This is a genomic window from Deferribacterota bacterium (assembly GCA_034189185.1).
Lineage (GTDB): Bacteria > Chrysiogenota > Deferribacteres > Deferribacterales > UBA228 > UBA228.
This window is the reverse complement of sequence record JAXHVM010000015.1, coordinates 20,777-22,075: the sequence shown is the minus strand read 5'-3', so window position 1 is coordinate 22,075 and position 1,299 is coordinate 20,777. Positions and strand designations below refer to the sequence as shown.

The 1,299-nt window shown below is 34.2% G+C and carries 1 protein-coding gene; it reads left to right on the top strand.

Annotated features, from left to right (window positions below):
- Positions 1–190: 190 nt before the first annotated feature.
- Positions 191–1,294 (top strand): DUF3034 family protein, encoded by a 1,104-nt coding sequence (locus SVN78_02130; protein MDY6820401.1) that lies wholly within the window; start codon positions 191–193, stop codon positions 1,292–1,294.
- The last annotated feature ends 5 nt before the right edge of the window (positions 1,295–1,299 follow it).

The following is a 1,299-nucleotide window of genomic DNA, read 5'->3' as shown; positions in this document are numbered from 1 at the left end:
AAATTATTTACATAGCCAACAATTTATTAAATAAAGTCAAATTAAAATTTAAAATTAGTTGTGCACTTTTAATTTTTAAATCCATTAAAAATGGTGCACTTTTAATTTTTAAATGACAATTTTTGTATTTTTAGTTGACATTATTATTATAATAATGTTATTATATGTAAAAACAAATTGGAGGTATGTTATGATTAAAAGGAGGTATGCTATGTTTAAACGTATTAAAGCTATAACGCTTTTTTTATGTGTGCTATTTTTTCTTACTCTCACCAGTGGGATTTCTTTTGCACAATATGGCACAGGTGTTGATCTGGAAGAATTGGCAAGTTACTACCCAGTTACAGCACCGTATGTTGGTCTAGAAGGGGCTGGCGGTGGTGGTTTAGTACCACATGCACATTTAATAGGCACTTCACATTGGCCATTTCCAAAATCTGATGTCAAACCCATAAGAAAACCAAAATTAAGTTTTTGGTGGGTAACCTTACCAGATGCAGATCTTAACTGGTTTTCTACTGGAATTGCCACCACACTCTTTAATAGGTTAGAACTGGGCTTTTCTAACAATTATGTAAATATTGATGAGCCATATGTTGCTGAACAAGTGGGTTTAGATTTAGACATCGATATGTTTAGTGTAACATCAAAACTCCTCTTGGTTGAGGAGTCTACCTATATACCAGCAATTTCAGTTGGTATGATGTATAAACATACAAACCTTGATACACCAGAATTATTTAAAGAAATGGGTTCTAGTTTATATACAAATAATAGCGGTTTTGATTTCTATGCAGTTGCATCAAAGGTTATCTTTTTGCCATTGCCAAAGCTTTTACCAACACCATACGCTCCCGCTATTATCCAGGAGGCAAACTGTATGCCACTACCATTACTTCTTAATTTTGGTGTTAAATCAACAAAAGCTGTTGGATTAGGTGTCAATGGTTTTGGCAATGATAGGGATGCGGTATTTTTTGGCAATGCTGAACTTATTATACCACCAGGTATGTTTTTACCATGGGATTTCTTAAAAGGAAGTTCCTTAATAATTGGCGCAGAATATTTAGAAGGCAACGATGCAGGGCATAATGTGGTAGATGGTATAGGTGATGAATTGAAAACTGACAGGCAATGGGATTTCCACATAGTCTGGGATAACGGCAAAAATTTTGCCCTTATCCTTGTATATACAGATACAGGCAACAATAATTTGCAAAGCAACTTAGAGGCTATGGAAAATCCCTCTGCTGAGGGCGAAGGTTTTACTTTATCATTCCAATATCAATTTTAATAAAA

Bases quoted from the DNA above. Each gene is read 5' to 3' on its own strand.
- SVN78_02130 (MDY6820401.1), top strand. From the start codon at position 191: ATGATTAAAAGGAGGTATGCTATGTTTAAACGTATTAAAGCTATAACG.